Annotated in this window: 19 protein-coding genes; 9 read left to right on the top strand and 10 right to left on the bottom strand. The window is 71.5% G+C overall.

What is annotated here, in order from left to right; translation table 11 throughout:
* Positions 1-108: 108 nt before the first annotated feature.
* Positions 109-3,432 (top strand): SAV_2336 N-terminal domain-related protein, encoded by a 3,324-nt coding sequence (locus tag QQY66_RS30280; RefSeq protein ID WP_301987547.1) that lies wholly within the window; start codon positions 109-111, stop codon positions 3,430-3,432.
* A 49-nt stretch (positions 3,433-3,481) separates the two neighbouring features.
* Here the strand turns inward: QQY66_RS30280 and QQY66_RS30275 are convergent, their stop codons facing one another.
* The 5 genes from QQY66_RS30275 to QQY66_RS30255 form a co-directional block, all read right to left on the bottom strand.
* On the bottom strand, positions 3,482-4,471 hold the full coding sequence (locus QQY66_RS30275; RefSeq protein WP_301983426.1) for a malate dehydrogenase: 990 nt from the start codon (positions 4,469-4,471) through the stop codon (positions 3,482-3,484).
* Positions 4,472-4,841: 370 nt separating this feature from the next.
* Positions 4,842-6,080, bottom strand: coding sequence for an XRE family transcriptional regulator (locus QQY66_RS30270; protein ID WP_301983425.1), 1,239 nt, complete (start codon positions 6,078-6,080; stop codon positions 4,842-4,844).
* 330 nt (positions 6,081-6,410) lie between these two features.
* Positions 6,411-6,860, bottom strand: a complete 450-nt coding sequence (locus tag QQY66_RS30265; RefSeq protein ID WP_301983424.1) for a helix-turn-helix transcriptional regulator — start codon at positions 6,858-6,860, stop codon at positions 6,411-6,413.
* Between the two features lie 151 nt (positions 6,861-7,011).
* Complete coding sequence (locus QQY66_RS30260; RefSeq protein WP_301987546.1) at positions 7,012-7,500, bottom strand: DUF3017 domain-containing protein; 489 nt, start codon at positions 7,498-7,500, stop codon at positions 7,012-7,014.
* Between the two features lie 10 nt (positions 7,501-7,510).
* Entirely contained in the window at positions 7,511-8,365 is an 855-nt protein-coding gene (locus QQY66_RS30255) for a bifunctional methylenetetrahydrofolate dehydrogenase/methenyltetrahydrofolate cyclohydrolase (RefSeq protein WP_301983422.1), read from the bottom strand.
* 242 nt (positions 8,366-8,607) lie between these two features.
* On the opposite strand from QQY66_RS30255, the gene QQY66_RS30250 reads away from it, so the two are divergent.
* The 4 genes from QQY66_RS30250 to QQY66_RS30235 all read left to right on the top strand — a co-directional run bounded on the left by QQY66_RS30250 (position 8,608) and on the right by QQY66_RS30235 (position 12,237).
* Entirely contained in the window at positions 8,608-9,333 is a 726-nt protein-coding gene (locus tag QQY66_RS30250) for an RDD family protein (protein ID WP_301983421.1), read from the top strand.
* Positions 9,334-9,447: 114 nt separating this feature from the next.
* Complete coding sequence (locus QQY66_RS30245) at positions 9,448-10,194, top strand: FHA domain-containing protein (RefSeq protein ID WP_301983419.1); 747 nt, start codon at positions 9,448-9,450, stop codon at positions 10,192-10,194.
* A complete protein-coding gene (locus QQY66_RS30240; RefSeq protein ID WP_301983418.1) occupies positions 10,191-11,759 on the top strand; it encodes a protein kinase in 1,569 nt (522 codons plus the stop codon). Before QQY66_RS30245 ends, QQY66_RS30240 begins: the two co-directional genes overlap by 4 nt.
* Positions 11,760-11,856: 97 nt before the next feature.
* Positions 11,857-12,237, top strand: a complete 381-nt coding sequence (locus QQY66_RS30235) for a peptidase inhibitor family I36 protein (protein ID WP_301983417.1) — start codon at positions 11,857-11,859, stop codon at positions 12,235-12,237.
* A 73-nt stretch (positions 12,238-12,310) separates the two neighbouring features.
* Here the strand turns inward: QQY66_RS30235 and QQY66_RS30230 are convergent, their stop codons facing one another.
* The gene (locus QQY66_RS30230; RefSeq protein ID WP_301983416.1) at positions 12,311-14,419 is read right to left on the bottom strand and encodes an FG-GAP-like repeat-containing protein; all 2,109 of its coding nucleotides are present in this window, start codon (positions 14,417-14,419) and stop codon (positions 12,311-12,313) included.
* Between the two features lie 37 nt (positions 14,420-14,456).
* Positions 14,457-14,933, bottom strand: coding sequence for a hypothetical protein (locus QQY66_RS30225; protein ID WP_301983415.1), 477 nt, complete (start codon positions 14,931-14,933; stop codon positions 14,457-14,459).
* Between the two features lie 168 nt (positions 14,934-15,101).
* On the opposite strand from QQY66_RS30225, the gene QQY66_RS30220 reads away from it, so the two are divergent.
* Complete coding sequence (locus tag QQY66_RS30220) at positions 15,102-18,419, top strand: ALF repeat-containing protein (RefSeq protein ID WP_301983414.1); 3,318 nt, start codon at positions 15,102-15,104, stop codon at positions 18,417-18,419.
* A gap of 120 nt (positions 18,420-18,539) precedes the next feature.
* Here the strand turns inward: QQY66_RS30220 and QQY66_RS30215 are convergent, their stop codons facing one another.
* Complete coding sequence (locus QQY66_RS30215) at positions 18,540-19,544, bottom strand: helix-turn-helix domain-containing protein (RefSeq protein WP_301983413.1); 1,005 nt, start codon at positions 19,542-19,544, stop codon at positions 18,540-18,542.
* Positions 19,545-19,759: 215 nt separating this feature from the next.
* Between QQY66_RS30215 and QQY66_RS30210 the strand changes: the two genes are divergently transcribed.
* Together QQY66_RS30210 and QQY66_RS30205 are read left to right on the top strand one after the other, a co-directional pair.
* Entirely contained in the window at positions 19,760-20,500 is a 741-nt protein-coding gene (locus QQY66_RS30210) for an FHA domain-containing protein (protein WP_301987545.1), read from the top strand.
* Positions 20,497-21,852 carry a serine/threonine-protein kinase gene (locus QQY66_RS30205; protein ID WP_301983412.1) on the top strand — a complete coding sequence of 452 codons (1,356 nt, stop codon included), beginning with the start codon at positions 20,497-20,499 and terminating at the stop codon, positions 21,850-21,852. Before QQY66_RS30210 ends, QQY66_RS30205 begins: the two co-directional genes overlap by 4 nt.
* A 19-nt stretch (positions 21,853-21,871) precedes the next feature.
* Here the strand turns inward: QQY66_RS30205 and QQY66_RS30200 are convergent, their stop codons facing one another.
* A complete protein-coding gene (locus tag QQY66_RS30200) occupies positions 21,872-22,258 on the bottom strand; it encodes a peptidase inhibitor family I36 protein (RefSeq protein WP_301983411.1) in 387 nt (128 codons plus the stop codon).
* 171 nt (positions 22,259-22,429) lie between these two features.
* Here QQY66_RS30200 and QQY66_RS30195 point away from each other — a divergent pair, with 171 nt between their 5' ends.
* Entirely contained in the window at positions 22,430-22,894 is a 465-nt protein-coding gene (locus QQY66_RS30195; RefSeq protein WP_301983410.1) for a hypothetical protein, read from the top strand.
* Positions 22,895-22,956: 62 nt separating this feature from the next.
* Here QQY66_RS30195 and QQY66_RS30190 read toward each other — a convergent pair whose 3' ends face one another.
* Positions 22,957-23,943 (bottom strand): helix-turn-helix transcriptional regulator, encoded by a 987-nt coding sequence (locus tag QQY66_RS30190; RefSeq protein WP_301983409.1) that lies wholly within the window; start codon positions 23,941-23,943, stop codon positions 22,957-22,959.
* Positions 23,944-23,982 lie beyond the last annotated feature (39 nt).

The raw sequence follows: 23,982 nt of genomic DNA, 5'->3' as shown, positions 1-23,982 counted from the left end.
CGGGGGACAGTCTCGTATCGCCGGCGGGAAGGGTCGTACCGAGGGGGATCGCCGCACCGAGGAAGCCGGCCCCGACGCCGCCCCGCGTGGACTGAGGGCGCGGTGACCATGGCCGGAGGTGAGCGGCTCGGCGAGGCGTTGCGGGTGCTTCGCGCATGCGGCCACGATCTGGACGCCGACCAGGTCCTCGACGTGCTCTGGCTGGCCCGCCGGCTGCCCGCGGGAAAGGTCGCCCCGCTCACCCGGGACCTGCACGCCCCCCGCCCCGCCCCGCCCGAGGCCTCCGCCACCGCATCGGACACCGAGACGCCGCCGGCGCCCACGCCGCGTCCGGAGGGTGACGACCTGCCCGACCTCACCGCGCCCTCGCTGTACGCGTCGGCCCGCTCCGCGCCGGCGCGGATCCCGCCCCCCGAGCGGCGGCCCGAGCCCCGGCCGCGGTCGGCGATGCCGGTGCGCGTCCCGGAGAGCAAGGCGCTGGGCAACGAGCTGGAACTCGGCCGTGCGCTACGGCCGTTGCGCCGCCGGCACGCCAGCCGGCACCGGCGGGAGATCGACGAGGAGCGCACCGCGGCCGAGCTCGCCGAGACGGGGCTGCCGGACGTGGTGCAGCGGCCCGTGCAGGAACGCTGGCTGCACCTCGTACTCCTCGTCGACGACGGCCTGTCGATGCTGCTGTGGCACCGGCTCGGCGCCGAACTGCGCGTCCTGCTGGAACGCCTCGGCGCCTTCGCGACCACCCGCGTCCTCGGCCTGGACACCCGCTCCGCCCGCGGACCCCGGCTGCACGCCCGGCCGTTCGAGCAGCACAGCACGTCCCTGCCGACGACCACGGTCAACGACCCGACGGGCCGCACCCTCGTCCTCGTCGTCAGCGACGGCATGGGCACGGCCTGGCGCCACCCCGCGCTGTACGAGCTGCTGCGGACGTGGGCCGACCGCGGCCCCGTCGCCCTGCTGCACACCCTGCCGCCCGACATGTGGGAGGCGTCCGGCATCCGCGCCGAGCGCTGGCAGGCCACGACCCGGCACATCGGCGGCGCCAACACCTCCTGGCAGATCGCCGACCCGGTCCTGCCCGGCCTGGCCCGCTTCGAGGGCGTCCCGGTGCCGGTCCTGGAGCCCACCGCCCGCGCGCTCGGCGACTGGGCGCGGCTGCTCGCCTCGCCGGGCACGACCATGGAGCTGCCGCTGCTGTCCCGGCCCAGCCCGTACGCCGCCGTCACCGCGGCCGGCGATCTGCACAGCGCGCAGCACTTCCGGGACGCGGCCACCCCGGAGGCGTACCGGCTCGCCGCCCATCTCGCCGCCGTGTCACCGCTGTCGGTGCCGGTGATGCGGCTGGTGCAGACGGCGGTGCCGTGGCCGGCCCGGACCTCGCATCTCGCGGAGGTGTTCCTGGGCGGCCTGGTCCGGCCGCATCCGGCGCCGGTGCCGGGCCCGCTGCCCGCCAAGCACCGGGTCTTCGACTTCAGCGAGGACGCCAAGTCGGTGCTCCTTGACGCCGTACCGCAGGCCGAACTCCTCAGCACCAGCCGCAGCATCGGCCGCCGCCTGGAGCAACTGGCGGGCAACTCCCCCGACTTCCCCGCCTGGCTCGCCCACCCGGACGGCTCCGCCGAACTCCCCGTCTCGCACCGGCCGTTCACCAGCGTGGAGCGGCGGCTGCTGGAGCGGTTCGGGGTGCCGGTCGGACGGCGGACCGGCGGACCGACACCGCCCGATCCGCAGCCGCCCGCCGACGACGACTGGAGCCCGCTCACCGACACCGACCCGCGCCGCCTCGGCCCGTACGAGCTGCGCGGTCGGCGCCGCGGCCGGCGGACCGTGGCATACCGGGCCGTCGACGAACACGGCCGATGGGCGGTCCTGCGCACCCCACGGCCCGATCTGCCCGCCGCGAACGCCCGGTTGCTGGAGGTCGAGGCCAAGGTACTGGCGCGGCTGCACGGACGGTACGCACCCAGCCTGCTCGGCACCGGACTCGACGACAGCCCGCCCTGGCTGGCGATGGCTCCGGTCGCCGACGCCGACGCGCCCGCCCGGCAGCCGCCGCGCCTCGCGGACCTGGTGGAGCGGTCCGTCGCGGACGGCACCGCACCCTTCGACGTGCTCGCCGGGCTGCTCGTCGCCTGGCATCTGGCGAGCGCGCTCAGCGTCTGCCACACCAACGACATCGTCCCCGCGGACCTCGGAGCCGACAGTGTGATCGTGCTGCGCCGCTCGGTGGTGCTCGCCGATCTGTCGGACTGCGCCATCGACGGGCGGTACGCGGGCACCGGTCCGGTGCCGACGAAGGCGGACAGCGTGCGCGCGCTGGGCGAGCTGCTGCAACTGATCAGCAGCAAGGCCGGCGTGCATCTGCCCGGCCTGCCGGAGGGCATGCACCTGTGGCAGGGAGACACCTGGGGGCAGCTGCGGCGCCTGGTCCTGCGCTGCCTCGACGACGATCCCGACGAGCGTCCGGCGGCGGGTGAGGTGGCGGATGTGCTGGCCCGGTACATCGACCTGAAACGGGCGACAAGGGACGCGCCCGGCCCCGACCCGGATCCGTCCGGCCCTCCGCCCCGGCAGCCCCTGAGACTGTTGCTCAACAGCTGGAAGCCGACTGAAGCCCCCCTGCGGCTGCCCCGCTCCCGTGCGGCCCGACAGGAGACCGAGGAGCGACTGGATCGGCTGCGCGTACCGCTGCGCTACGGCGTACGGCTGGCCCTGCTCGGCGTCCACTCCGGCTGCGGGCGCCGTACCACGACGGTCGTCCTCGGCTCGCTCCTAGCCGCGGTCCGCGGCGAGCCCGTGCTCGCCCTGGACGGGGCGCCCACCATGGGGTCACTCCACCGCTTCCTGGAGAACCGCGAGCCGGGCACGCCGCGCGATCTCGCGCTGCTGCCGGGCGACGCCTCGTACGAGCAGATCCGCAGCCGCACCACACGCCTCGGCTCCGGTCTGGAGCTGGCCGCGCATCGCAAGGGCCGGGCCGGACCCAATCCCGCGCACGCGCAGGAGTATTCACGTGTGCTGCAGCAGACCGATCCGTACTACGCGTTCGTGCTCACCGACTGGGGAGGGCGCTGGCCGACCCGTTCCGCAGAGGTGGTGCTGGATCTGACGGACCGACTGCTGCTGTGCTGCGGCCCCTCGCCATGGGACGTGCAGATCGCGGAGAACATCCTCGACGAGTTGCGCGCCACCCGGCACGCAGGCCTCGTCGACGACGCGCTGATTGTCATCAGCAACAGGGACGGCAGGCGTCCCGACCTGTCCTCCGACCTGGCGGAGCGCCAACGGATCAGTCCCTCGCAAGTAGTCCGCATCCCGTACGACACATACCTGCGGAACAACCGCTTTCAAAGCCTGGACAAGCTGCGCCCCGCGACCACGCACGCGTACCTGGAACTCGCGGAACGCGTCGTCCCCACCTCAACGCACTGATCCCCGGGCCACGCGCACCGCGGCCCGGGGATCGAGAGAGAGCGTCGGCTCAGATGAGGCCGAGGCCGCGGACCGCCTCGCGCTCCTCCTCGAGCTCCTTGACGGAGGCGTCGATACGGGCGCGGGAGAACTCGTTGATGTCCAGGCCCTGGACGATCTCGTACTTGCCGTCCTTGGTGGTGACCGGGAAGGAGGAGATGAGACCCTCCGGGACGCCGTACGAACCGTCGGACGGAATACCCATCGACACCCAGTCGCCGTCGGCGGTGCCGTTGACCCAGGTGTGGACGTGGTCGATGGCGGCGTTGGCGGCGGAGGCCGCGGAGGACGCGCCGCGGGCCTCGATGATGGCGGCGCCGCGCTTGGCGACGGTCGGGATGAAGTCCTCGGCCAGCCACTTCTCGTCGTTCACGACCTCGGCGGCGTTCTTGCCGGCGACCGTGGCGTGGAAGATGTCCGGGTACTGGGTGGCGGAGTGGTTGCCCCAGATGGTCAGCCGCTTGATGTCGGCGACCGTCGAGCCCGTCTTCTTCGCGAGCTGGGTCAGCGCGCGGTTGTGGTCGAGGCGGGTCATCGCGGTGAACCGCTCGGCCGGTACGTCGGGCGCGGCGGCCTGCGCGATGAGGGCGTTGGTGTTGGCCGGGTTGCCGACGACCAGGACCTTGATGTCGTCCGCGGCGTGGGCGTTGATGGCCTGGCCCTGCGGCTTGAAGATGCCGCCGTTGGCCTCCAGGAGGTCACCGCGCTCCATGCCCTTGGTGCGGGGGCGGGCGCCCACGAGCAGCGCGACGTTGGCGCCGTCGAAGGCGACGTTCGGGTCGTCGGTGATCTCGATGCCCTGGAGGAGGGGGAACGCGCAGTCGTCCAGCTCCATGGCGGTGCCCTCGGCGGCCTTCAGCGCCGGGGTGATCTCCAGGAGGCGCAGCTTGACCGGCACGTCCGCGCCGAGCAGCTGGCCGGAGGCGATGCGGAAGAGCAGGGCGTAACCGATCTGGCCGGCCGCGCCGGTGACGGTGACGTTCACGGGAGTGCGGGTCATGGCGTTCTCCGTATGACAGCTGGCGGTGGGGCGTCCCTGCCCCGGGGGTCCGAATGATCGATCTCTTGGCGTCAAGAGAGATCAGCGTCAGGCTATCGCGCATCCGGGATCCCGGACGTCCGGCCCCCTGTGGCCCACCCCACAGCCTCCAAAAAGAGGCGGCCGCCATGCCCGGGAGAGGGGGGACAACAGCGGCCGCCAGGTGGGGGTACCGACACAGCCGGACTCCCGTGGGGGTAGTTTTCCGCCTGCCCCAGATGCGGTCGGCCATTCCTGCTGTACGGGAATTCTTTTGGCTCAGCCCGCGGGCAGTCGTGCCGCCTGGGGCGATGGGGGTCCCACCCGCCCGCACCAGCGCACGGCAACCCAACTACTCCGTGCAGCCCTGCTCCCCGGAGGCCAACGTCACGCACGCCTCCGCCTCGCCCGCATCCTTCACGGCCACCATCGGCGTGTACGCGATCGTGTCCCCGGCGGCGGTGATGGACCCCGTCTGCTCGGCCTTCCCCACCGTCACCTGCACCTCATCGCCCTGCGCGGCGGCGGTGATACGTCCCCACGCCGCGCCACAGGTCTCGCTGTACCGCACCTCGACGACCGTCGTACCGACAGTCGCCGTCTTCGCGGTGGTCACAAGGTCCCCGCTGCACCCCATGGCCTCCGCGTCCTTGCCCGTGCAGTCGGCGCCACTGCACTTGACTCCGGCGGGCAGCGCGGGATCGGAGCTGGCGGACGGCGAGGGCGACTTGGCGGTGTCCTCGGGCTTGTCGTCGCCGCGCTCCATGAAGAAGAACACGGCGGCGACCACGACGAGAACTCCGACGACCCCCGCCAGGAACATCGTCACCTTGCGCTTCCCCGACGCCCCGCCGGACGGCGAACCGTCCCCCGGACGAGGCCCCTGCGGCGGCTCACCGAACGCCCCCGGCACGGCAGCCCCCGGAACAGCAGCACCCGGCGCCGCGGCACCTGGCACAGCGGCTCCCGGCACGGCACCACCCAAACCCGCAGGCACACCCGCACCCGCACCCGTACCCGCCGCTCGCGACCCCCCGCCCTGCGAAGGCCCCGCATACCCGGCCATCCCCCACGAGTTGCCCCCACCGGAGCGACCGGGCGCACCGGGCTCCGCGTCCCGCACATCCGGCCCCGTCGGCTGCGGCGGCACCGTCGGCGCCACCCCCGCCGGTCCCGCGATCCCCGGCGTCGCCGTCGCGCTGCCGCTCTTGCGGGCCGTCTTGCCGCTCTTCGCGTTGGCGGGCGGCGCCCCGAACTCCCCGAGCGCGGCACGCGCCTGGGAGATCCGGATCGCCTCCATGGTCATGTCGTGACGCATCTCCGAACGGCTCCAGGCACGCTCGGCCAGCTCCCACATGGTCGTCAGATGAATGGGATTGGTCTCGGTCACCTCGGCCAGCGCGACGATCGCACCCTTGGGCGCGAGCAGCCGGCCGTTGAGATAACGCTCCCAGGACGTCTTGCTGTAGCCCGTGCGGTCGGCCACCGCGGCGACGCTCAGGCCGCTGCGGTCCACCAGTCTCCGCAACTGGCTCGCGAACTCCCTGACCTGCGGATCGAGTTCATCCGGCAAGGCCCTCCAACGAGGCATTGCTTCCCCCTCTTCCCCCCGGTTCGTGCTGTTTCTTGCCCCCGCGCATGGTGCCCTCTGCCGAGTCCCCGTTCTGGCTACCCACAGGGATGCGCCCAGTCAGGAACTCAGTTCCCGGGGTGGGGGCGCACGGGTGCATCGGGGCCGCGGGCATGCACGTTCACACGCCCACCGGACCGCAGTGCTCCTGGCAGACACTCAAGACGTCCCGGACCGTCCCGATTGACCACGCTAGCCCGACTGTTGAGCGACTTCGTCGTAAATCCCCGAACTTGTCAACACATCGACACACAGAACGCACATACGCGGTCACCGAAAGCGCACATGACCCTATCCGAAGACGACGACGCCGATCACCGTCAACGCCAGCAGAACCAGTACGAGCACGACGGCCACCACCAGCAGCCGACGCGACGGATCCGCGGTCGGCACCTCGTCCGGCGTGTCCCACCACGGGCGCGTGGGGTCGTCCTCGTACTCCTCGCCCCCGTCGTCCTTCTGCGACCCCGCCGGTCGCGGCCACGCCTCCACCGCCATCTCCCAGCGCACGCTCAGGCGTTCCGCGTCCACGCCCGCGACCCGGCACAGGGCGACCACGGCCTGTCGGGGCGGCGGCTGGGTGGCGTTGAGGTAGCGGTGCCAGGAGGATTTGCTGTACGCGGTACGCGCGCCGAGCGCGACCAGGCTGAGGCCGGTCTGGTCCTTCACCTGCCGCAGCTGCTCCACGAAGTGCCGTACCTCCGACGGCAGATCATCAGGCAGCGGCTGCCACCCGCCCATCACACACCTCCGCTGCAAATGACGACGTCAGAGACAGACCGGTTCCAGAGACGGCTCCTGCCGCGCCCGTTAGGGGCGCGGGGCTGTATCGATATGCGGCTCCGCCGCGTGGGCGCGACAAGCCACGACGGCACCGCAGAAAACGGACAACCTACGTGTCGACAGTGAAGTGCAGCGTGTCCTTCAAGAACGGAATCTCCAGCCAAGGATTCGGCTGCACCATCAACGCCAGCAGGACAATCGCAAGCCCCAACACCCCATACGTGGCGATATCCGTGAACCGCGACCGAACCGCCAGCATCCCCACACCCGGCAGCACAAACCGCAGCACCGCTCCACCCAGCAGAGCAACGCCGATCAGCATCGTGCCGACACGGAACGCATCGAGCGCCGTCACCAGCAGCCCCACCCCCACCAGCGACAGCACCGCCAGCATCGGCCACTGCCGGGCAGGCGCCGGAGCGTCACCGCGTGCGGCGCGCCCGCCACCCTCCGGACGTGCCGTGTCCCTCGTGAACAGCGGAAAGCGGCGAGTGACCCGCCGTGCCCTGCCCTCGGTATCGGGCGCGCTGACCGCGTCCCGCACCTGGAGATCCTCGGACGTCTCGCCGGCGACGGCAGGCGTCGTCGCCTTCTCCACCTCGCTGCCGTCAGTCGACACTGCGCTCCGCCGCCTCGACCACGTTGACGAGCAGCTGCGCCCGGGTCATCGGGCCGACGCCGCCGGGGTTGGGGGAGATCCAGCCGGCGACCTTCGCGACATCCGGGTGGACATCGCCCACGATCTTGCCCTCGGCGCTGCGCGAGACACCGACGTCGAGGACGGCGGCGCCGGGCTTGACGTCCTCGGGGCGGATCAGATGGGCGGAGCCTGCGGCGGCGATGATGATGTCGGCGTTCCGCAGATGCGCCGACAGGTCCCGCGTGCCCGTGTGGCACTGGGTCACGGTCGCGTTCTCGCTGCGCCGGGTCAGCAGCAGCGGCATCGGGCGGCCGATGGTGACACCGCGGCCGACGACCACGACCTCGGCGCCCTTGATCTCCACGCCGTAGCGGCGCAGCAGGGTGAGCACGCCGTTCGGGGTGCAGGGCAGCGGCGCGGGCTCGTTGAGCACCAGCCGGCCGAGGTTCATCGGGTGCAGTCCGTCCGCGTCCTTGTCCGGGTCCATGAGTTCCAGGATGCGGTTCTCGTCGATGCCCCTGGGGAGGGGCAGCTGGACGATGTAACCGGTGCAGGCGGGATCCTCGTTCAGTTCCCGCACCACCGCCTCGATCTCTTCCTGCGTCGCCGTCGCGGGCAGTTCGCGCTGGATGGAGGCGATGCCGACCTGGGCACAGTCGCGGTGCTTGCCGGCGACGTACTTCTGGCTGCCGGGGTCCTCCCCGACCAGGATCGTGCCGAGGCCGGGCGTGATGCCCTTCTCCCTCAGCGCCGCCACGCGGGCGGTCAGATCGGACTTGATCGCGGCTGCGGTGGCCTTGCCATCGAGAATCTGGGCGGTCATGGCTCCATCCTCCCGGATGACCGGGCCCTGGTTCCAATCCGGGTCCCGCCGCCGTCGGCCCTGGCCGCTCGTGGATGTTGCACTTGCACAACGCACAGCGAACACGGCTGGACAAATAAGTCATCCATAAAGAACGATGAGCGGCGCCATATCGCGGTCCGTGTTGGGGGGCAAGCCGCTCAGATCTGATGTTCCTCCGCGCTTCCGCCCCGTCCCCACCTGCACAACGGAGGAAACCCAGTATGAGTTTCGGCTCGCCCAACAACCCCTACGGTCAGCCACAGAACCCGCAGCAGCCGCAACAGCCACAGCAGCCCGGGTACGGCTATCCCCAGCAGGGCCAGCCCGGCTACGGCTATCCGCAGGCGCCGCAGGGCTACCCGCAGGCACCGCAAGGCGGCGTCCCTCCGCAGGGCGGCTACGGCTACCCGCAGTACCCGGGCGGTCCCGGTGTTCCGGGTGTTCCCGGCGGTCCGGGGTATCCGCAGGTCGCGTCGATGGGCCGCCGACTCGGTGCGCGGCTGCTCGATGCCCTGATCATCGGCGTGATCTACGGCGTCCTCGCGTTCGCGGGCATCGCCGGTTCCATCGGTGCGGCCCAGGACTGCGACCCGAACGCAGCCAACTACAACAGCTGCATCAACGACGCCTCCTCGGACATCGCGGCGTCGTTCGGCGCGGTGTTCGGCGTGCTGGCCATCGCGAGCCTGCTCTACGAGTGGCTGATGGTCGGCCTGATGGGCGCCACCCTGGGCAAGCTCGCCGTCGGCATCCGCGTGCTGAAGGCGGACACCGGCCAGAAGCCGGGCCTGGGCTCCTCCTTCATCCGCTGGATCATCCCGCTCGTCGGCAGCTTCGCCTGCGGTATCGGCCAGCTCGTGGTCTACCTGTCCCCGTTCTGGGACAAGTCGGGCCGACAGCAGGGCTGGCACGACAAGGCGGCCAGCACGATGGTCGTCCAGAACTGACGCTTTCGCGCCAATCATGTGGCAGGGCCGTGTCTCACCCGTGCAGGGGAAGGCACGGCCCTGCCGCGTCGCCCTACTCTGAACCGGTAGCCGCCAGGCACGGGGAGACGCACCTTGTACAGCATCATCGTGGTACCGCCGCCGAGCGCGGAGGACCAGCTCGACCACCCTCAGATCCGACTCGCCCCGGGTGAACGGCTCACCTTCGGGCGCGGCGCCGACAACGACCTGGAGATCGCCCACGACGGCGTCTCGCGCAGAGCGGGCGCCATCGCCGCGCAGGGCGCCTTCTGGGTGCTGAGCAACCTCAGTTCGAGTCAGACGTACGTCGTGGAGAACCCGGAGGGCGCAGGCGAGCACATCAAGGTGGGACCCGGGCGACTGGACGCGCCCGTCCCCTTCGAGTTCTCGCGGATCGTGCTGCCCGCGGCCGGCGATCTGCTGTCGGTCGACGTGTGGGCGCCGCGCCACGACTACCTCAGCACCGCGGGAGGCCTGGACGGCGCGACCACCGCCCCGGCGTTCTCCGTCGACCGCACCAAGCGCTACTTCGCGGTCCTCGCGGCCCTGTGCGAACCCCGCCTGCGCGGCGAACCGCACGCCCCGCTGCCCACGATGGACCAGGTCGTCGAACGCCTGCGTCCCAACTGGCCCGCCGCGTCCCGCACTTCGGTGCAGTGGAACATCGACTACCTGGCCGTGAAGCTGCGCCTCAAGCCCGCCCCGGACACGGCGGACACGGGCCCGCGCCTCAACGGCAAGAAGGAGTCCCTGGTCTCCCTCGCCCTCCGCTTCGACCTCGTCCGCGAGGACGACCTCGTGGTCCTGGCCGACCCCTCCCCCGGCCGGGTGGCTCCGTGACCGAGCCGTACGCCGTGCCGGTGCCGAAGGGGTACCGGGTGGGACCGTGGGAGGTGCGGGCGCCGATCGCGACGGGGGCGTTCGGGAGTGTCTACGAGGCGCGGCGGACCGGCCCCGACACCGGAGCCGACCTGCCCCGTGCGGCAGCCCTGAAGTTCCTGCCCACCGGCACCGGCACCCCGCGCCAACTCGCCCATCTGCGCGAACTGATCGAGCGCGAGGTCGAGTTGCACCGCAGGCTGAAGCAGCCGCGGCTGATCCGGATGTACGACACCTTCACCGTCGACGATCCGGCCGTGCCCGCGCTCGACGGCGCCACCGTCCTCGTACTGGAGAAGGCGGAGGGGTCGCTGTCGGCCCTGCTCGCCGCGGACCCCCGCCCGGCCGCCGGGCCCGCCCTGCTCGCGCAGATCTGCGAGGGCCTGGCGCAACTGCACCACGCCGGCTGGGTGCACGGAGATCTGAAGCCGGCCAACGTCCTGCTGATGCGGGACGGTTCGGCCCGGCTCGCCGACTTCAACATGGCGGCGGAGCTGGAGGGCACGCACGCGTACACGCCCGCCTTCTCGACGCCCGACTACACGCCGCCGGAGCTGCTCTGGTCGGAGATCGGCGAACGGGGCCGCCGTATCCGCCCGTCGGCCGACGTCTGGGCCTTCGGTGTGCTGGCACATCTGGTCCTGACCGGCTCCTTCCCGTTGCCCGGCGGCACCCCGACGGCCCGCCGCGACGCGGCCGCCGCCTACGCCCGCGGCACCGACGAGCTGCGTCTGTCGCCCGAACTCCCGGAGGCCTGGCGGGAGATCGTGCGGGACTGCCTGACCCGGACGCACGCCGACCGGATCGGCACGGACACGTTGCTGCGCCGCGTCGAGACCGCCGCAGGCACCGCCCGCTCCCCCCGCCTGCCCCGCGCCCTCCTCCCCGGCCGCCGCTCCCGCCGTACGACCGCCCTGGCCGCCGCGATCGCCACCGTCGGCGTGGCGGCGCTCGGTTACGGCATCAGCGGCTGGGCGGACGGGGGCGGGACCCCGGACGGCGAGCCCCAGAAGGTCACGGCCGCCGCATACGGCGCCGCGGAACTCCGTACGGACAAAGGCGTCCCGGTCGCCTACCGCCGCCTGATCGTCGACTCCGCCCACGACTGCGTCCAGCCGGAGGTCACCCCGGCGCTGATCGCCGCCCTGCTGAAGGCGGAGAGCAACTTCGACCCGAACCTCTCCGATCCGGGCGCGGGCAAGGAGGGCGAGTACGGCATCGCCCGCTGGACACCCAGCATCCTGCGCTGGTGGATCCGCGCGGACGGCGTCGCGGCGGAGGAAACCCCCAAGCCTCCCCTCACCCCCGCCGAATCCATCCCGGCCGTGGGCCGCTACCTCTGCTTCATGGAACCGCGCCTGAAGTCGTCCGGTCTGTCCGGCGACCGCCAGGTCCTGCTGGCCGCCGCCTACCGGACGTCGACCGACGTGGTGAACAACGCGGGCGGTGTTCCCCCGAAGTACCGCGACTACGCCGCCCGCGTCGCCCACTACCTCAAGGAGTACACGCCGCCTGGCAAGAAGTGACCCTGAGAGTTCCGAGGTACCTCTCCCTGTCCCTTCCACGCGAGGGTGAGGACGTCCGCCTACGGGGGTGGGTGAACGTCTCAAGGAAGGACACACCATGAAGAAGTCAATCCGGTTCAAGCGGGTGACCGCCGCTGCCGCCGCGCTCGCCGCGGTCGGGCTGCTGTCGGCCGGTACCGCAGCCGCCGACGCGTCGTCCGACTCCTCCACCGGCAATGCCCGTCTGGCGGACGCCAGCTGGCACGCCTTCGCCGAGTCGAGCTTCGAGGGTCTGGACGGGTGGTTCTCCGGATCCACGGGGGCTTGCACATACGTCGGCGACAACTGGAACGACAACATCCGATCCGCCCGCACCGAGAGCAGCGCCAGGGTGGAGCTGTGGGAGCACGCCGACTGCACCGGGTGGTCGATCACCATCGACGACAGCGGCTACGGCGACATCGGCCCGTGGGTCAGCGCCTACCGCGTCACCACCTAGTACGCCGGCAGGCCGCTCACACGGCCGCGGCCTCCGGCCCCCTCGGGGGAGGGCCGGAGGCCGTTCCGCCTCGTCAGGAGGGGTAGCGCTCGATGACGTCGGCGCGGGAGAAGTTCCAGGTCGTCCCCCTCCAGCCGCCGGTGTACGCGCCGAAGGTGCCGCCCGTCAGGGAGGGCATCGTCCACATCCTGACCGAGCCGTCGCCGTACCCGTACAGGAAGCCCAGATCGTCCCGGCCGTCGCCGTTGTAGTCACCCGCGGCGAGCTTCATCGTGGCGCGGGTGAGGTTGCCGGCGGCGATGCGGGCCGAGGCCTTGTGGGTGCTGAGGAGGCCGTCGGTGCCGGCCAGCCAGGTGTGGACGCCGTCGCTGCCGTCGCTGTAGTCGTACCAGGCGGCGAGGTCGTCGCGGCCGTCTCCGTCGAAGTCGCCCGAGTAGGCGGTGGTGCGGTCGCGGGCACCCCAGCTCGGGGCCTCCCAGCTCTTGACGCCGGAGCCGAATCCGCCGTCGGCGGTGGCGAAGAAGGACCAGATGCGGGCCATGCCGCTGTCGAAGGCGTAGAAGGCGGCGAGGTCGTCGCGGCCGTCGCCGTTGTAGTCACCGGTGACCAGCTCGGCGTCGCCCGCCGTCCAGTTGCCCGCCGTGATGGTGAGGGAGGAGGTGGGTGCGGTGAAGCCGCCGTTCGCGGCGGACCGGAAGGTGAAGAGCCGGTCGTGGCCGGCGGCGTAGTCGTACCAGGCTCCGATGTCGTCGCGGCCGTCGCCGTCGAAGTCGCCGCTGAAGAAGGTGGTGCGGGTGAAGGTCCAGCCGCTGACGTCGGCGGTGCGGAACGGCGTGGCGTAGGTGCCGTCGCCCTTGGCGAGCCAGGTCCAGATGGCCAGGGTGCCGTCGGAGTAGCCGTAGACGCCGGCGACGTCGGCGAGGCCGTCGCCGTTGTAGTCGCCGGTCACCGTCTTCGCGTTGGCGGCGTTCCAGGTGTCGGCGGTGGAGAGGTAGCCGTTGCCGGGTGTCTGGAAGGTGCCGTCCGGGGCCGTGGTGAAGCGGTGGATGGCGTCCCGGCCGTCCGCGTTGTCGTACCAGACGGCGTAGTCGGAACGGCCGTCGCCACTGAGGTCGCCTCGTACGACGGTGTTGCTGGACCAGACCGTATCGCCGGAGGCGGTCCGCACGACCAGATTGCCGCGGTCCTGGAGGAGCAGTCTGCCGTTCGCCGCGGAGGTCCTCGACTGCCACAGGGTGGCGCCCGCGGCCGACTTCACGGACAGGTTGCCGGCCGCGCTCAGGGTGGCGGTGGCGCCCGCGTTGCCGCCCGTGCCCGAGGACCACAGGGTCCTGCCGGCGTTGGAGGCGACGGTCAGGTTGCCGTCGGTGCCCATGGTGACCTTGGCAGACTTCGACAGCAGCGAGTCGCCGGAGGCCAGGGTCTGTCCGGCGGTCATGCTCGCACCGCCCGGCTTGCCGTCCGCGCGGGCGGCGATCGCGCCGGTGCGGGTCTCGGTGCCGCCGTAGCAACCCCCCTGCCAGGCACGGGAGTTGACGGCGAGCAGTTCGTACGAACCACCGCTCGTCGCGCGCAGGACCGGGCCGCCGGTGTCGCCCTTGCAGACGGAGTCGTCGGCGGTCTTGCCGGTCATGGCGAGGGTGCCGTCGGCCACCGCGTCCAGGGTGTAGTTCGCCTGGTGGAGCTTGCCGGGCACCCATTCGGTCTTGGTGCGGCCGTAGCCGAGGACGGTCAGGGCGTCTCCGGCGGCGGGCGCGGTGGCGGCGAGCTTCACCGGGGTGATGCCGGTCGCCGGGGCGGCGAGGCGGGCGAAGACCAGGTCGCGGCCGGCCCGGGGCACGATCTGGGTGACCTCGGCGACATGGCCGCCGGTGCCGGTCAGGGTGGTGCGGCCGATGGTGGCGACGGTCTTCAGCTTGGGCTTCCCGGCCGCCGGAGCGGTGCCGGACTGCGGATCGTCGGCGAAGCAGGAGGCGGCGGTGACCAGCCACTCCGGGTCGACCAGGGCGGCCGAGCAGGAGCGGGTGCCGTTGCCGCCGATGTCGAGGTGGGCGGTGAAGGCGTGGGTGCCGGCCGGGGTCGGGGTGCCGACGACGGCGTGTGCTGCGGGCAGGGGCGCGGTCAGGAAGGCGCCGGCGGCGAGCAGGGCGAGTGCGGGTCTGAGGCGGCGTGGCGAGAACATGGGGATCCCTCTCAGCTGAACGATCGTGCGGGACGGCCTACTTGGTGGCGCGGAGCTCCACGAGGGCGTACTCGCGCTCGCCCTCGTCGGTGCTCTCACCGACGGGGGTCCAGCTGTTCGGCGTGATGTCGTACGAGGTCTCAGTGCCGTCCACGGTCATGTCGGCGACGATCTCGTAGCCGTTGCCCTTGATCCCGTGGACGCTCGGCACCTCCATGGCGAGCCGGCCGGAATCGCCCTTCACGGAGAAGCAGAACTTGTCCAGGTCGCGCGCCAAGACCTCGATCAGCCCGGTGGCGCCGCAGTCGGCGAGCAGGATGTTGCCGTCGCCGCCGGTCAGGCGGATGCCGGTGTCGGCGTAGATCTGGTCGGCGTTGGGATAGGCGAAGTCCTCGACGGCGACCGGGGGTATGTCATCGGCCGCGGCCGGCGAGGCGGGCGTGAACAGCAGGGATACGGCGGCGACGGCGGCCGTGGCCGTGGCGGCGAGGCTCAAGGGAAGCCAGCGTCTCACTGGGGCTCCTCGGTAAGGAAGTTGACGTTGTGCGAGCCCCATACACGTATCAACGGACTTACTCCTGCTGGCCCTGAAAAGTTCCAGGGTGTGTCCTTCCGTACCGGTGGTTAGCGTGCGACACCCAAGCCGCATGCCCGTATTCGCACGAGAAGGATGTCCGCTTTGTTGCCTTCACTGTGGAGCAGACGCCACCTACTGGCGTCCCTCGCGGGAGCCACCGCCGCTTCCGCCCTGCCGTCCGCCCTCATCCTCACCGCCGCCCCCGCGTACGCCGCCGAGACCGGCCCGGACGGCACGTACAACGGCCTGCCCGACACCGAACGGGGGCGGGCGGTATGGGCGTACAAGATCGGCGGACGTGCCGTGCGGGAGGCGGCGGTGACCGCGCTCGCCGCCGGTACACCGACCGCCGTCACCGACTTCCTCACGAACCGACTGCCCGCTGCCCGGGCGGAGGACAACCGCGTCGCGGTCATCGCCAGCCTGGCGTATGCGGGGAAGGCGACGAGCCAGGCCGTCAACACGGCCATGGACACCGGGGATGACGCGGTCGCCACGTTCCTCAGCGACGGCCACCGGGCCCCCGTACTGGAGGACTTGCGGGTCGCGGTCCTCACCGTGTCGAACCACGGCGCCTCCGCCGTCAGGAAGGCGGCCGCCAAGGCGCTGGAGACCGGCACGTGGGCGGCGCTGCGGACCTTCCTGACCGACACGCAGTACACCGCGCAGCGGGAGGACGACCGGGTCGCGGTGCTCACCCTGCTGGGCACCGCCTCCCCCGAGGTGAAGAAGTACGCCGAGCGCGCCCTGAACGACGGATCGCCCGAGGCCATCGCCGGCTTCCTGTCCTCCGGCCAGTACATCGCGCGCGCCCGTGACGAAGAGGCCGCGACGATCGGCCAGTTGGTCGCCATCGTGCAGCGCGAGGGCAGGCGGGCCAAGCTCCAGACGGAACAGGCCCTCGCCGCGTCCGCGCGTGCGAAGGACGCCGCGGAGAAGGCCAAGGCCGCGGCCCAGAAGGCGGCGGCGGAGGCGCTGGCCGCCAAGGAGGACGTGGCGAAGTCGGCCAAGGCGGCGAACGACGCGGCGAGCGCGGCGCGCGGCGCCGCGAGCGCCGCCAACACCGCGATCGCTGCCTCCCGTACGGCCCAGGCCGCTTCGGGGCGCGCGGCGCGGGCCGCACAGGCGGCTGCCGCCGCAGCCGCCGCTGCCGGGAACGCCGCTTCCCGCGCCTACAACGCCGCCATCGCCGCCTCCGCGGACGCCTCCAAGGCCGGCGCCGCACGTGCGGCCGCCGAGGGCGCGCGGGCCGCCGCAGGCCAAGCACGCACCGCGGCGGCTGCCGCCGACCAGGCCGCCGTCGCCTCCGCGCAGGCCTCCGCCGCCGGCTCGGCCGCCGCGAGCGCGGCCAACAACGCCGCGGCTGCCGCGAACGCCGCCGCCGACGCCGCCGCCTCGGCGGGTGCCGCCCAGTCCCAGGCCGCGAAGGCCCGGCAGGCGGCGGCCGAGGCGGACGCGGCGGCGGCACGGGCCACCCGCGCGGCGAACACGGCCCAGACCCTGGCCGGCCGCGCCGCAGCAGCGGCCCGCGTGGCCCGCGACGCCGCGAACAGTGCGGCCGACCATGCGGATGCCGCGGCAGACGCGGCGGACGAGGCGGCGGCGAACGCGGGCAAGGCCATCGAGTACGCCAAGCGCTCCACCGCGTACGCGGCTGCCGCGGTGGTGGCGGCGACGACGGCCTCGAACGCGGTGAAGGAAGCCCAAGAGGTCGAGGCGGCGGCGCGGTCGGCGGAGACCGCGCGGCTGGCCGAGGACATGGACATCGGCACCAAACTGGCCCGGCTGCTCGCCCAGGAGGAGATCCGGGAGGCGGAGCAGGCCAACCGCCAGCGGACGCAGGCGGACCGGGTCATGGCCGAGACCCGGGATCTGATCGCGGCGGCCGAGTCCGCCCTGCGCGGCGGGGATGCCGCCACGGCGGCGACGACCGGCCGGAAGGCAGCGGTGAAGCTCCTCGACTCGACGGGGACATGGACCCGGGAGGCCGCCGAGTTCGCCCTCTCCGGCGCCGACGAGTCCGTCCTGAACTGGATCGACGCGGACCGGACGCTCGCCCAGCGGCAGGACGACCGGGAGACCGTGCTGGCCCTCGCCAAGATGTCCACCTCGAAGGTCGCCTACGCCGCACACACCGCCCTGACCAGCGACGACACCGATGCCGCCACCGCGTTCCTCAGCACCGGGGCGATCGAGGCGGCGGCGACCGACTACCGCATCGCCGTGCTCAAGCTGCTGAACGACAACCCGGGTACCGCCGTCAGGACGAAGGCCCAGGCCGCGCTCGACGACGGAAGCGCCACCGCCCTGCACCGCTTCCTCCGCCTCGAACTGCCGGAGGCCGTCAAGGAGGACGACCGCGTCGAGATCCTGCGCCTGATCGACACCGGCGGCCCCTATCTGACGGCGGCGGCCCGGATCGCCCTGGAGGGCCCCTCGCGGATGCGACGGAGGTTCGTCGTCCGCGACCAGTTCGTCGCCGCGCGTCTCGACCACGACCACGCCACCCACGTCGCCGCCATCCGCGCGGCCATCGCCCACGCGGCGAAGGTCGCCGCCAAGGCACAGGAGGACGCCGCCCTGGCGTCGAAGGCGGCGGCCGAGGCCCGCCAGGCCGCGGCCGAGGCCACCCAGTGGGCCACGAAGGCCAAGAACTACGCCGCCGACGCCGCGAACTCCGCACAGCAGGCGAAGGCCAACGCGGACGCCGCCGACAAGTCCGCCGCGGACGCCGCCCGGTCGGCGGAGACCGCGAAGCAGGCCGCGTCGGTGGCGCAGGTCGCGGCCCGCAGCGCCAACTACTCGATGCGGCAGGCGACGGCTTCGGCAGCACAGGCGGTGACGTTCGCGACGAACGCCCAGAGCTCGGCCTCCCAGGCCCGGGCATCCGCCGCCCAAGCCGGACATGACGCCCAGGCCGCGGCCGACGCCGCGAGCCAGGCCCAGGAGACGGCAACGGCACGACGCGATGCGGAACTCGCGGCGGCGGCGCAGGCGGCGGCGGAGGAGGCGGCGCGGTGTGAAGGGGCCGGGATCGACCCGTCGCAGAATGCCGACCAGGACAAGCCCTGGTACGCGGACATGGGCATCTGGCCGGAGGACGTCGACGACCCCGCGGAGTGGGCGAAGGTCACCGAGAACTGGTCCACCATCCTGGGAACAGCCGGAATGGTAGTCATGATCATCCCCGGTGCCCAGCCCGTCGGCGCCGCACTCGAGATCCTCGGCACGGCCGCAGGGGTCGCGAGCGTCATCCTCAACGGCGTCGCCTATGGATGGGACAGCAGCGAATTCCACACGTCACTAGGCGGGTTCATGTCGGCCGGGTTCATGTCCGGGAAAGCGGCCGAGGAGTTCGGAGCCGGGGTTGCGGGCGCCGTGGGCGACGCGGCCGATTCGTTCAGCGACATCTTCGACTGGTAGAGCACCCTCCGACGCGCCGAATGCTGGACACCCTTCCGGCATCGTCACCCTCGTCGCTAACCCTCCCCTCGCTGGATTGGGGGAGGGTGGCCCTCATGGAATCGGGTGAGGGGACGAATGTCACCCCGTCGGTCTCACAGCGCGCAGCAGGGACGCCCCCGCGGGCGTGAGGGTGTGCAGCACGGTCGGGCCGAGCCGGATGGTGGTGATGAGGCCCGCGTCGCGCAGCACGGTGGCGTGTCTGCTGGCGGAGGATGCCGAGACTCCGGCGGCGCGGGCGATCTCGCCGGTCGTGGCGCCGGTGGACGCGGCGCGCAACGCGACCGCGCGGGCGCGCCCGAGCAGGGTGATCAAGGACTTCTCGGGGGCGTCGGCTCCGTGCGGGGCATCCGGAGGGCTTGGCTCGTGGAGGAGCGAGTACCAGAGTACGGGTGGCATTTCCGGGTCGGCGAAGGCGACCGGCTCACCCCAGTTGAAGTACGAAGGGACGAGGGTCAACCCACGTCCGTTCAGATACAGGTCCCGGTCCTGGACCTGCTTGGGGTAGACGACCTCCAGGACGGGACGGCGCCAGCGCAGCATGGGCCCGAGTCCCGAGAGCATGCCATCGACTCCGCCGTCCAGGAGCCCACGGGCGCGCGCCGCCCGCTCGGCCTCGATCCGGGCCTGCGCCTGTTCCTCGTACGGGGCGACGACCGCGTTGTAGTACGCGCGCAGCATCCCCACGAACTCCTTGCGCGCTTCCGGCCCGGCCAGTTGCCCGGCCCACGCGGGGGCTCCGACGGTCCGATCGAGGATGGCCATCTCACGCAGGACCCGTTGCGGAGGCGTGGCCAAAACCGATTCCAGTCCGGCATCCAGGTCGCCCACCACATCGGCGGGAGTCAGGAAGTCCGGAAAGTACGCGGCCCTTGGATACAAGGGCAGGAGAACGCTCCGCAGGACACGCTCCAGCCCCTGCTCCCGCAGCTGCTGCCGTGCCGTGCGGTACCACCCGGCGTAGGCCCACCTCCCCCTCCGCGACTGCAATCGGTGCAGACTCGCGGCGATTTCCCAGACCGGATCAGGCGCGGCGGCAATCCTCGTTCTCGCCAGATCGGCGTCGTTGAAATGAATGCGGAGCATGTCGTTTCCCCCGTTGAGCTCGGCTTTTGCTCTACAGCGCAACAGCATTGGTTCGGCACGGTCGGCTGGGACATCGTAGGCAGCGGAGATCAAGGCGTAATAAACGGGGGCTCAACGGGCATGAAGCGCATGTTTATGTGCGTCCCTTGCCTCCCCTTCGTAGGGCTGGGGAGGGTGGCCCTCATGGAATCGGGCGAGGGGACGAGTCCATGTCCATGTACAGCGTCATCGTCGTGCCGCCGGAGTGCGGCCAAGTGAACGACCAGGTCAGGATTGCCACGGGTGACCGCATCGCCTTCGGCAGGGCCGAGACCGACGGCGGCCTCACCATCGCGCACGCAGGGGTGCCCCGGGTCGCGGGGGAGATCGAGGCCCACCGGACCTTCTGGCTGCTGAGCAACCTCAGCGAGGACCAGACGTACGTGGTGGAGAACCCGGAGGGCGCGGGCGAGCACATCAAGGTCACGCCGGGCCGGCTGGACGCGCCGGTGCCGTTCGAGTTCTCGCGCGTGGTCCTGCCCGCCGCAGGAGATCTGCTCGCCTTCGACGTCTGGGCACCGCGCCACGCCTTCCGCAGCGTGGCCCGTCAGGGTCTCTCCGGAGCCCTGACCGCCCCGGCGTTCGCCCTCGACCGCACCAAGCGCTACTTCGCGGTGCTGGCCGCCCTGTGCGAACCCCGTCTGCGCGGCGAACTGCACGTCCCGCTGCCGGCGGTGGAGCAGCTGGTGGAACGCCTGCGCCCCACCTGGCCGACGGTCAGCCGCTCGTCCGTCTACTGGAACATCGACTACCTCGCCCTGAAACTGCGCCTGCGCCCCGGCCCCGACACCGCCGAGCCCGGACAGCGCGTCAACGGCAAGAAGGAGTCGCTGGTCTCGCTCGCGCTCCGCTTCGACCTCGTCCTCGAGGACGACCTCGCCATGCTCACCGCGGCCCCGAGCGAGATGGTCCGATGACCAGGCAGTCGTCTCCATCCATCGTCACCGTCCCGAAGGGGTACCGGGTCGGCCCCTGGGAGGTGCGCGAACCGCTTGCTTCCGGTGCGTTCGCCACCGTCTATGCGGCCCGGCTCGCCGGGGAGCAGGATCCGGAGCTGCCCCGGGAGGCGGCGCTCAAGTTCCTGCCCACCGGCACCCGCACCCCGCGCCAGCTGCACCACCTGCGCGAACTGGCCGAGCGCGAGGTGGAGTTGCTCGGGAAGTTGCGCGCACCTCGCTTGATCCGCATGTACGACACGATGACGGTCGACGCCCCGGAGCACCCGGAGCTGGACGGCGCCACCGTGCTCGTCCTGGAACGGGCCGAGAGATCGCTGGACGCGGTACTGGAGCACGCACCGAAGCCGGAGGCGGGACCCGCCCTGCTCGCGCAGATCTGCGAGGGTCTGCACCAGCTGCACCACGCCGGCTGGGTGCACGGCGACCTGAAGCCCGCCAACGTGCTGCTGATGAAGGACGGTTCGGTACGGCTGGCCGACTTCAACACGGCCGCCGAACTGGAAGGCACCCACGCCTACGCGTCGGCGTTCGCCACCCCCGATTACACCCCGCCGGAACTGCTGTGGCCCGAGATCGACGAGCGAGGCACGCGCATCCGTCCCTCCGCGGACGTCTGGGCCTTCGGGGTCCTCGCCCACGTCGTCCTCGCAAGCTCCTTCGCACTGCCGGGCGGCAGCACGGAAGCACGCACCGACGCGGCGATGCGCTACGCGCGCGGCACCGGGGAACTGCGCCTCTCACACGAACTCCCCGACGGCTGGCGGGAGATCGTTCAGGACTGTCTGGCTTCCACGCACGCGGAGCGCATCAGTCGCGTCCCCGACACCGCCACGCTGCTGCGCCGGGTTGAGGAGGCGGCCGGCACCGCCCGCTCGGCCCGGCTGCCCCGACTGCGGCCACGCCGGTGGCGGCGTCCGGTGCTGGTCGCGGCACTCGTGGCGGCGGCACTCGGGATGTCGACGACGGCGACGTACACCTTGCGCGACGATGCCCCGGCCGCCGCGACGCCACCCACCTGCGAGAAGCCCACGGTGTACGAGGACACCAAGTACGGCAGCGGCTACACCGCGGGCTGGAACAGCACATGGGACTTCACCATCGCGCAGGGCGATGGCGGCAGCCAGGTCAGAGAACTCCAGTGCCTGCTCCGGCATCTGCACGGCATCACCGAAGTCGGCGAGGTGGACGGCGACTTCGGCCCTCTGACCCATGGCGCGGTCGTCACCTTCCAGAAGCGGGCCGGGCTGGACGCGGACGGGATCGTGGGGCCGAACACGTGGAGCGCGCTGCGCAAGGCCGTGGAGACCTGACGCGGCTCCGACCCCCGGGTCAGACGCAGTTGCCCCACTTGTTGGACTTGATGCCGTTCTGCACGAAGGTGCTGCCCGAGCCGAAGCTGTAGGCGTCACCGCGCTCGATCGTCATCCGGTTGCCGGTGTAGTTCGTCCCCGTGTAGATGGTCACGTCGCAGCTGTTGCCGTGGTTGTACACGGACTTGACGTTCCGGAACGAAGAGTACGGCGTCAGGTCCGTGTTGTCCTGGTAGACCTTGCCCGGCGTTCCGGCGAAGTCGTACTGGCTGTAGGCGCACAACGCGCCCGCCGGACAGTCGGACTTGGCGGCGTACGCGGGTGCGGCTGACACGGCGACGCCCAGGCCGACGGCCAGCACGACGCCCGACAGTGCGGCGGCTCGGGTGCGGATACTCGTGAACATGCCGATCACTCTGGCGCAAGCGGGCGTTGCGGGGAACCTGAAACTTTCCAGGGTCCCCGGGTGGATCGTGCCTCCGTTTGCGCGCTCGTCGAATGTTCCGGGCGCCGGTGCCGAGCGCCCCACGCTGGGGCTCGTACGGTTCACCGCTCGAACTTCAACGGAGGATCACCCATGCAGATGCGTCGAAAACTGGCGAGACTCGTCGCGGGGACGGGTCTGGTCGCGGGCACGCTGCTGGCCACCGCGCCGGCCCAGGCCGCCAGTCCTGCCGAGCAGACAGCAGGCGTGAGCGCACAGGCGGACGCCGGTGTACTGGTGTCTTCGCCTTCGATCTCGCCGGCTGCCGAACAGGTCCGCTACGTCACGTCGCCCACCGGCTACACCTGCTCGTACGGGCGGCTGTGCGCCCGCGTATGGGACCCGAACGTCAGCAAGTGGAAGGTGTTCGACCTGTACGCCTGCCGCACCTACTCACTGTCGCAGTGGAACGGCACCGGCGGCTATGTCAACAACCAGACCACCGGCACGACGGCGCGCTTCTACAACTCCAGCGGCTCCGTCATCCACTCCTCGACCGCGCTCGACACGGACTCCTCGTACAGCTGGACCCCCGTCTGGAAGATCAAGAACTGCTGATCCAAGCAGGGGAAAGCGCCCGTCTCGAATGCGCGCGCATTCGAGACGGGCGCATCGCCGTGTCACGCCCCGTTCAGCAGCGCCTCACCCAGCGCCGTCCGCTGGTGCAGCATGCGGTGCCCGTCCCGGAAGGAGCTGATCAGCCCTGCCTCGCGCAGCACCGTCGTATGCCGGCTCACGTTGGCCGGGGAGAGCTGCAGCGCGGCGGCGATGCCGCTGGTGGAGGTCGGCCGGCCGAGCAGTTCGAGCACCAGGGTCCGGGTGAGCCCGAGCAGCCTGTGCAACCGCTGTCCGGAACCGGACTCGTCCTGGCCCTCGGTCAGCCAGCCCGGCGCGAGCGGCAGCGGGTAGACCAGCACCGGAGGCAGCTCGGAGTCGGCCACGGTGATGGGCCACCGGGTGCAGAAGAACGACGGCACCAGGGTCAGCGGCCGACCGCCCAACTCCATGCCCCTGTCGATGGGGTAGCCGCATTCGATCCGGCCGTCCCGCCACACCAGCTCCGGCTGGTAGCCGGTCAGCAGCCCCTCCGCCCCCGCGGCCAGTGCCGCCTCGGCGCGCGCCGCTCGGTCGGCCTCGACACTACGGGAGATGACCGCCTTGTACGGTGCCACGGCCACCGCGTGATAGCGGCGCACCGCCGCCCCCAGCCGACGCAGCATGCCGGCCTCGCCTTCGGCGAGTTGCCGGGCGCCCGACGGCATCCGCCGCTCCTGGTAGAGCTGGGCGAACTCCTGCCGCAGGCGCCGTCTGGGCGTGGCGAGCACCGCATCCAGCGCGGAATCCGGATCCGGGGTGCCGCACCCCGGGGTGAGGAAGTCCGGGAAGTAGTTGGCCATGGGACACAGCTCCGTCAGCGCCCTCGCCGTACCCTCCAGCCCCTCCTTCGTCAGCCCCTCCCGCACACGTTTCCGCCAGGGATCGAAAACCAGGGCGGAGTGCCGGTTCTGTAACAGCTGCAGACTGAGGACGACCTCCCACATGAAGTCGGTGTCCCCCGCCACGCGCAGCCGGTTGAGATCATGTCTCCCGAACTCGATATGCAGCATGCCCTCTCTGTCTCCCCCGTGAGTAGTCGGTCGTGACAC

This window comes from Streptomyces sp. DG2A-72, assembly GCF_030499575.1.
Classification (GTDB): domain Bacteria; phylum Actinomycetota; class Actinomycetes; order Streptomycetales; family Streptomycetaceae; genus Streptomyces.
Note: the sequence above shows the minus strand (reverse complement) of the source record. Positions and strands in the feature narration are given on the sequence as shown.

Coding starts and splice junctions, on each gene's coding strand:
- QQY66_RS30280 (WP_301987547.1), top strand. CDS start 109: ATGGCCGGAGGTGAGCGGCTCGGCGAGGCGTTGCGGGTGCTTCGCGCA.
- QQY66_RS30275 (WP_301983426.1), bottom strand. CDS start 4,471: ATGACCCGCACTCCCGTGAACGTCACCGTCACCGGCGCGGCCGGCCAG.
- QQY66_RS30270 (WP_301983425.1), bottom strand. CDS start 6,080: ATGCCTCGTTGGAGGGCCTTGCCGGATGAACTCGATCCGCAGGTCAGG.
- QQY66_RS30265 (WP_301983424.1), bottom strand. CDS start 6,860: ATGGGCGGGTGGCAGCCGCTGCCTGATGATCTGCCGTCGGAGGTACGG.
- QQY66_RS30255 (WP_301983422.1), bottom strand. CDS start 8,365: ATGACCGCCCAGATTCTCGATGGCAAGGCCACCGCAGCCGCGATCAAG.
- QQY66_RS30250 (WP_301983421.1), top strand. CDS start 8,608: ATGAGTTTCGGCTCGCCCAACAACCCCTACGGTCAGCCACAGAACCCG.
- QQY66_RS30235 (WP_301983417.1), top strand. CDS start 11,857: ATGAAGAAGTCAATCCGGTTCAAGCGGGTGACCGCCGCTGCCGCCGCG.
- QQY66_RS30230 (WP_301983416.1), bottom strand. CDS start 14,419: ATGTTCTCGCCACGCCGCCTCAGACCCGCACTCGCCCTGCTCGCCGCC.
- QQY66_RS30215 (WP_301983413.1), bottom strand. CDS start 19,544: ATGCTCCGCATTCATTTCAACGACGCCGATCTGGCGAGAACGAGGATT.
- QQY66_RS30210 (WP_301987545.1), top strand. CDS start 19,760: ATGTACAGCGTCATCGTCGTGCCGCCGGAGTGCGGCCAAGTGAACGAC.
- QQY66_RS30205 (WP_301983412.1), top strand. CDS start 20,497: ATGACCAGGCAGTCGTCTCCATCCATCGTCACCGTCCCGAAGGGGTAC.
- QQY66_RS30200 (WP_301983411.1), bottom strand. CDS start 22,258: ATGTTCACGAGTATCCGCACCCGAGCCGCCGCACTGTCGGGCGTCGTG.
- QQY66_RS30195 (WP_301983410.1), top strand. CDS start 22,430: ATGCAGATGCGTCGAAAACTGGCGAGACTCGTCGCGGGGACGGGTCTG.
- QQY66_RS30190 (WP_301983409.1), bottom strand. CDS start 23,943: ATGCTGCATATCGAGTTCGGGAGACATGATCTCAACCGGCTGCGCGTG.